This window comes from Cyclonatronum sp. (assembly GCF_022565315.1).
GTDB lineage: Bacteria > Bacteroidota > Rhodothermia > Balneolales > Cyclonatronaceae > Cyclonatronum.
This window is the reverse complement of sequence record NZ_JAIUMX010000140.1, coordinates 1-7,948: the sequence shown is the minus strand read 5'-3', so window position 1 is coordinate 7,948 and position 7,948 is coordinate 1. Positions and strand designations below refer to the sequence as shown.

The window sequence follows — 7,948 nt, the reverse complement described above, 5'->3', positions numbered from 1 at the left end:
GGATGAACTGTATTAAAAGTCAAGCGGCCAGCGCCTTTTTTTTATCATAAACTGAATTGGTCATGGCGACTTCAAACACCTGTCTGACTAATTTATGTGCAACGGCTATCTGGGCAAGTTTATGAGGTTTTCCTTTACTTCTTAAACGTTTATACAGGTTACCACATGCAGGGTTATAGCGGCTCGCCGAGTAGGCGCACATATACAGTTGTTTTCGCACATAACCAGCTCCCATTTTGCTTATATGACCTTTGCCCTTTACGCTTGTACCTGACTGATAGGGACTTGGTGCAATCCCGATATACGTGCTCAGCTGCTGATGACTGTCAAAGCGACTGAATCCGTCTGTTAAGACACAAAACAGGATTGCAGTAGCCTTGCCAACCCCCGGAATAGTGGAAATTCTTTTGATTAAATCGCCGTATTCTATCTTGGCCAATTCTTCCAATTTCCTCTCAACCTTTTTGAGTACATCACGCATGGATGTCAGACTTTGCTCATTAAACCTCAGGGCAGTTTCACACGCCTGCTCATCACGACTGAATGCATGGTTTTGATTTTCAACCTGGTTGATTTGTTTGACCAACATCTCCCGAACGGTGTTTAATTGCCGAATCGTGCGCGCATTCACCGGTCTGGGTTTCCACACCTGCAGATCTGCATGCATCTTTAGGGCATAATCGGCGATCAGACGCGCATCAACCTGATCAGTCTTGACCCGACTCATCTTGGCTTTGCAGTAGTTTTTGATCATCAGCGGATTAACTACACTAACTTTAATACCCCTGTCAGTCAGAAAGATAGCCAGACCAAGAAAGTACGGACCGGTGGCTTCCATCACCACCCAACTGTCTGCGGGCACTGCATTGGCGAGCTGTTGCCAGCCTACAGGTTTGTTATCTGCTTTTCTGACTTTCTTTTGACCCGCTTTGCAGAAATCAAGAGTATCTTTTGAAACATCAACTCCGAAAAAATCCATAATATTGTTATTTTTCATTTATGGTAATAATCATGAAGGACTCCATATAGCATATCCATCATTTATGCTGGCTCGAAGCCTTATGAACTGTTCTTGCTTAGTGGAGTTAAGCGCGTTGGTTTCATCCCGAACGAGCTCGAAGCTCAATGACAGAAAACAGGGTACCAACGCGCTTTCACCTTCATGTTTGCGTACAAGTTAAGATTGTAGGATTATTATCCAAAACAGCTGCTCGTTGCCGCTCAACTAATATATGATGACGGTGGTGGTGGGCTCCGCCGTCCGGGGCATTCCTCGCATCCCGCTGGTTTCGCTGTACGTTTTTCGGTATGTTTCCGATAAGCCCAATCATCATAAAACGGCAAAGCCCGGTGCGCGAAATGCGCACCGGGCTGCCGGTTGGGTTTCGGTTAAGTCATCTGCCGTCTTTCCTGCTGGACACGGGCAGGGGGGTGAGCACCTGCCCTGCCCAGGATCAGACGACTGATGGCGGTTTAGTTACCGGTGTCGCCGGTATCGCTGGTTTCATCGCTGTCATCGTTTCCGTTCTCTCCGGAACCGGGGATTTCACCGCTGCCTTCATTTCCGCTGTTATTGGAGCCGAAGCTGAGTGTACCCAGGTAGAGGGAATCGGAACTGATGCGCTCGTCACTGTCTTCAGCCCTGCGGAAAGCGATCCAGGCGTGAAGGGTGTCGCCGGCGTAAGCAGGCGGGATGCGGAGCATGGCCGTGCCCGCTTCCCGCGCTGCTGCAGCGAGGTCAAATACAGCCTGCTCTTTATCCGGGTTGAACAGCATCAGCATCGCAAGATCGCTGCTGAGGGCGTTGTTCTGCCCGCTGTTGTCAGCCCAGGTAAAAACAGCTTCACTGCTTTCAGCATCAAAGCCGATGCTGCTGCCTCCGGCATCCGTGCCCTGCAGGCTGCCCATTGCGAAGCGCACGTTGGGCCAGTCGGGTGTCTGACCGGGGTATTCCCCTTTCACACCAAACCGCACATTGTACGACATCATCGCGTTGGCAGCCGTGAAGGCATCGGAACTGCGGATTTCAAAACCGGCCTGAATAAAAGGCCGGGTCAGGCGCAGCAGCCGGGACATCAGCTGAAAGCGCTCGCGCTGTGCCTGCTGTTTAGGCGTGCGCGGGTTACGTACTTCGGATGGTACGGCACGCATTACGCTGATGCCGCGCCAGGTGGCACCAACTACGGTACCGACTTTGCCGGAAAACCGGCCTAGTATTCCTCGTTTATAGGTGGCCATTGGCTCCTTGTTTTGAGGGTTTTGTTGCCGGAGCGGCCACACCGTGTGACCGTCTGACAGCCATAACTTACGAACGTTTTGAGCTTAGCAAACGCCTCTCAGCGCCTGCTGACGGGTTCCCCTCAGTTTTACCCTCAATTATTTTCGTGCTCGGATGGGAAACAGAAAAAAAGTTTTTTATTCACCTGAAATAGTTGTTAGATGAGACCGGAGACCGATTCAGGAACTCAAATCCGGACCCTCAAATACACTTTTTTTTCCCGATTTCCGAAAATGGACGGCGTGAGTAAGCCCCCCGGCTGCATAAAAATCAGAAAAGACGGCCGGCAGCGAGCCTCCAAATAGCCCCTGAAATATGCGACCAGAACCCCGACCCCAACGGGGTCGCATGTTTATAGCAATAAGCGATCCCCCCAAAATCTCGACTCCGGAGGGGTCGCACCATCGGAACCTTGCCTTAAGTAAGAAACCCTTTCAAAACCCCGTAGCGGCAAAATCACCTCTCGAGAGGGGATTTATGCGGACCGGGGCGTTTACTTGCATTCGGGCTAAAAATGGGAAATGATGTTTTGCAGGGCTGTAAGCCGATACGTTGAAATTGTGCCACTCGCAACCGATTTTTCTTTAAATGGTTGAATGCTTGTGACTTGTTCCTTCCCCTGAAAGATGTGACCCCGCTGGGGTCGATGGTGCAGGCTCTCTTTCAAGCTATAAACATGAGATCCCGTCCGGGGTCTTTTCTTTAACAGACGTGACTTAACAGACGGCCCGGGGCCGGGTAGCCAATGCCCGACCCCGGAAGGGTCGCACTATCGGAACCTTGTCTTAAGCAAGAAATCCTTTCAAAACCTCGTAGCGGCAGAATCCCCTCTCGAGAAGCGTGCCCCCGGGAAGGGGACATCCGAAGCCTGCGTGTTATGAATAACTATGAGCTAATGTAAAGCCCCTGAAACTTGCGGGGCGGGGTGTGTCCGGTTGTGAGAGGGGAATGGTACGGACCGGGGTGCCAATTTGCTTCCGGGTTAAAAAATGGGAATGATGTTTTGCAGGACTGTATCACGATGTGCTGAAGGTATCCCACTCGCACCTGAGACCTATTTTTCTGAAGCATTTCAGGGCTGCTTTTTCACGGTTTTTTCTCCTGCTTTCAGCTCTGCTCCCGCCCATGTCTGAAGCAGCTCCGAACAATGGTAAAACCCGGCGGAGGTGAACACCCTCATCATCAGACCAAACACGGAGCAAATACGGAGCAAACACGGACCGTGATCCGGCAAAAAGTGGACAGAGTATCAGATTTTTAAAATAGTTGTACAGGAGTAGTATTCCCACAAAATATTAATACAACCACATGCTTCAAAAAGCAGATAAAAATGGGGCTTGCAGTTTTGACGAAAAAAAGAATGAAAGCTAAAAAATAAATCATGCCGAATATGCACATTTGAATTTAGTGCAAACATCCTTACAAAAAACTGACTACATGATATAGCACCAAAGATCCCAAATGTCCGGGGGGCGCTGAAGTTGGTTTGTGTCGCTCACACAAAAAGGTCTTAGCTTCTTTTCATACACTTTTGTTTATCTTTGTATATAGGCATATATCTTCATCAAAAAAAACTGATACCGTTATTTTAATATGAATAGAAAATGAAAGAAAATATCTGTTTGATTAAAATTCTGTATGGAAGAAATGCCTGAAGTTACTATTATTGGATGTGCCCGGAAACGGCATTCAACAGAAAACTATAAAACCATGAAATTATTCATCTTAATTGCATGAAGCAGGTTTTTGTTACCTAACAGAGGAGGTCTTCTGTTTGTGATCAGCCTCCGCTTTGAAGCGGCAGTGACCGGGTTTGCTTAGGATAATAATAAAAATTACCTGAGCTTTTTCCCGACAGCCTTGTAGCCGAAACGTAAGATTCGGTAAGCAGCTCACCCGATACACCAAACATATTTAATTTGAAGACAAAACAGACGGCAGAACTGAAGATCAGATTTCTTTTTGAGTCGCTTCATCCCTGTGTATTGCAGGATGATGTTTACCAAAAGCTGATACGGCAAACGCCGGCATCGGTACTTAAAAACGGGAATGCCCTCACGGAATTTCTCTTAGAGACGGCAACGGCAGCTGCGCTTCCGGATGAGCGGGCCGGGGGTTTTGTGAACGACGCCGTACAGCTGTACCGCAGCTCAGCATCACCTGATGATTCCCTCTACCGGCTGTACACGCCGCTGGGTCCGGTTGCTGCGGATGCCCCCTCTTATATTTATCAGCAGCTTATCAGAGGCGCAGTTGCGGAGTTATGGGCGGCATTCAGAAGCAGTGCGGTTCCGGCATGGGAGGGGAAGGGCAGCCTGAAGTTCCGTTTGTTGTGGGAAGAGCTTACGGAACGGATTCAGCTTGCTTTGGAGGAGGAAAGAAGGGCTGCCGCTCAGCTTGCGGTCACGGCCGATCCGAATGAGCAGGACCGCCTCAGATTAAGCTGTTTTGTGTTTCAGACGCTGCACCATCATTTGTTCACGCTGCTGCATGCCGTGCAGTATTTCCTGTCGCAGCCGGGCGATGCTTTCAGCTTCGTGAGGCCGGTCGAGGAGGTATATCCGCTGTTTTGCGGCAAGCCCTGGCAGCCCGATCGTGTTTTTGCACAGGCTGACTCCCGCTGTACTGAACCGGACTGTACGCACAGCTGGCATTTACTCAGTGAATTAGGTGAGCCGGTTTTTACGAAGAGTATGAAGCCCTATCAGAAGCGGGATTATTTGGAGCAGAAAGGGATACCGGTTCTGGAGATAAGCCGTGAAAGACATTATCTAAGAACATGCGACATAAGCAGGCTCACCCAAAAGCTTCTGCTGAATTCAAAAACAGTTGCCTGAAGCATTTATATAGGTTTGCCATAAAACACCCGGATACATCACAGATACCATCAACCAAACCCCATAAAAACAACTATGAAGTTTAAAGAACTGAAACTGATGAACCGCATACATACCGCCGGTGCAGCAACAGCTGATGCCCCTGAGCAGGGCACTGAACCGATGGCTGAATCTTTGGTCAGAAAAGCTTCAAAAAGCTCGTTTTATACCAATCAGCTTCGGCTGAAGCTGTCGGATGAGAGGCTTTATCATTTCAGGGTGTACCCCGGGCAGGATGAGCTGCACACACGGGTTCAGCTGGGGCCGCATCTCTTCCCCAAAAAAGACCGGAACAATATTGAAAATCCTCTTTATACAGCTTTTGAAGAGGTTGAAGCCGGAGCTGCGGATAGCATCACGGTTAACCTTCGCGAAAATACGCGCATCACGCAGCGCTACTACCGCTTCCTGCTGGAACAGTATTTCCGCAAGGAGGGGTTCTGCTGCCGCCGGGGCGATTTTGGAGAACTGGATGTGTTTGTAAGGCAGCGTGATAAGCCTGAAAACCCCAAACAGCCGCTGAAGCTGTTCCGGCTCCGGCTCCGGATTATTGCTCCGCGTGCGGGTTCCGGCTGGCAGCTTGCTGTTGCTTTTGCGGGTGCAGCTTCCATGCTGCAGATGCCGCTCTCAGCGCTTCTGAGCCATCACAGCAAGGTTTCCAAAGTTGTTTACCGGGACAGGCTTCTCGGCCTTAACACGGTCCGGAAGTATTTCAGGGTGCCAGCGGAGGAGCTCTATCCGCTGCTTAACCGTCCGCTTGCCGGTGCGCTGGGGCTGCAGCAGTACCTGCGGGGGGAGCAGGCCGGTTTCAGCAAGCACTGCCTGTACGTAAGAGGATTTGTGATCCGATATCTGATTCAGGGTGCATTTAAAGAAGCCTTTCCCTACGCCGACACCCGGAACAAAGCTTCGTTTGTTCGTCTCCCGAATTCAGCAGCCGTAAAACTTGACCCCCAAAACAGGCGTCTTGAAATCGGCAGCAGGTATCAGCTTGAGCACGAAGGTCTGAAAAGCGGCCTGCCGAAGCATGGTCCGTATCTGCGAAGTGCTGAGCCGGTGATTCCCTGTCTGATCGTGTTTAAGCAGGGGTCAGATTCCCTCGTGAATAAACTGCGCCGCTTCATGGATCAGGACCTTTCCGGTTTTATGAAGCAGGGTTTCCGGATTGCAGGTGTCGCTGCCTTCCGGGATGCGGCTGACCTCACAGAAACGGTCGAAAAGGGCCTTCGGGACCTTGCCCGTAACGGTCAGCCGGCCGGGCTGGTGTGGTATATTTCGCCCTGGGGCAAGCATGATGCCGATCCGCAAAAGCAGCAGCTTTATCATGTATTTAAAGCGCTTATGGCGCGGAAACGACTGCCTTCACAGGTGATTACGGAAGCATCCGTTAGGAGGAATATGACCTATTATGCCTGTAATTTGGGTATTAAGCTGTGGTTTAAGCTGCACGGCATCCCCTGGCTGCCCGCGGCAAGGCAGGAGGATACGCTGGTGATGGGGATTAATACCTTCCGGAAGCCCGGCGATCACAACCGCTGGGTTGCTGGCATCATGTGCATGTCGGAGGCGAAAAGGATGATGCGCATCGGGGCAGAAGAGCAGGAGCGGCTGGATGATCTGCTGGAAGCGGTGAGGCTCGGCCTTGCAGGCATGCGGAATGAGCTGCTGCATGAAGATATCCGAAAGATTGTGGTGCACTATTACAAGCTGCTCAACCGGAAAGAAGCGGCGGCCATCCGGAAGATGCTCACTGATTTCCGGCAGGATTGCGGGAAGGAAGTGACGCTGTATCTTGCTGCGATAACCGACGGCTGCCGCAGCGACCGCTACATTTGGCGCGAGGAGGCGCGCGAGGGCAAATTACACTATTTGCCGCAGGAGCCGCTTGAGGCTGTGTGTACGGGCGATGATGAATGGATGCTGTGTACGCACCATAAAAGAGCGACCGGCAAGGCTTCCGGGGAGCCGAACCTGCTTCAGGTGAAGCTGGAAAAGCTGAGTGCTGCTGAATCCGCAACGGGAGGGGGTGCTGAGCAACTGATGATGAGCCGGGAAGAACAGACGGAGCTGCTCGCGCAGCTGCTGCGGTTTACCCTTCTGAACTGGAAATCGGTGCTGCCGGGCACCAAGCCGCTCACCCTTACCCTCACCGGATACATGGCCCGACATGCGGCCAACCTCACCGACCCCGGCACGGCCCGCTATTTCGGGCAGGGAGTGGTAAATTTGTAGGGTTTTAGGTCGCGGGGCGTCGCCGACCGGGGACGGCGGATTGTGGACCACGGGTTGGTATTTGGTGCGAATTACTGGCGCGGCCTGCCGCGCCGTTTGTGATACTACCCCCCCAACCCGTCATCCCGGAAAGCGTGCGGTTTTGGGGGTTTGGGGTTATGTAAAATGCAGGTCGCACGCTTATCCGGGACCTTCCAGCGCGTTCACGCCGCCATGCCGGTGGTGGGTTTGGGGGCTTCGCCGACCGGGGGCGGCGGACGGTGGACCGCGGGCTGGTATTTGGTGCGAATTACTGGCGCGGCCTGCCGCGCCGTTTGTGATACTACCCCCCCAACCCGTCATCCCGGAAAGCGTGCGGTTTTGGGGGTGTGGGGTTATGTATAATGCAGGTCGCACGCTTATCCGGGACCTTCCAGCGCGTTCACGCCGCCATGCCGGTGGTGGGTTTGGGTAGTTGAGCGGGGACGGCGGGCTGGTGCTGGTAGTTCAGGCTTCAAAAACCCTAAACTACCCCGAAATAAAAAGCCCCTCTCCTGAAAACAATGATCGTAAGGCTTCGTGG

At 51.9% G+C, this 7,948-nt stretch carries 4 protein-coding genes; 2 read left to right on the top strand and 2 right to left on the bottom strand.

Going from position 1 to position 7,948, the window contains the following annotated elements:
• Positions 1-19 precede the first annotated feature (19 nt).
• Both LAT75_RS14350 and LAT75_RS14345 read right to left on the bottom strand, forming a co-directional pair.
• A complete protein-coding gene (locus tag LAT75_RS14350; RefSeq protein WP_291483369.1) occupies positions 20-979 on the bottom strand; it encodes an IS110 family transposase in 960 nt (319 codons plus the stop codon).
• Positions 980-1,473: 494 nt separating this feature from the next.
• Positions 1,474-2,238 carry a DUF6266 family protein gene (locus tag LAT75_RS14345; protein WP_291483368.1) on the bottom strand — a complete coding sequence of 255 codons (765 nt, stop codon included), beginning with the start codon at positions 2,236-2,238 and terminating at the stop codon, positions 1,474-1,476.
• Between the two features lie 1,959 nt (positions 2,239-4,197).
• Between LAT75_RS14345 and LAT75_RS14340 the strand changes: the two genes are divergently transcribed.
• Complete coding sequence (locus LAT75_RS14340) at positions 4,198-5,115, top strand: hypothetical protein (RefSeq protein WP_291483367.1); 918 nt, start codon at positions 4,198-4,200, stop codon at positions 5,113-5,115.
• 75 nt (positions 5,116-5,190) lie between these two features.
• Positions 5,191-7,386, top strand: coding sequence for a hypothetical protein (locus LAT75_RS14335; protein ID WP_291483366.1), 2,196 nt, complete (start codon positions 5,191-5,193; stop codon positions 7,384-7,386).
• Positions 7,387-7,948 lie beyond the last annotated feature (562 nt).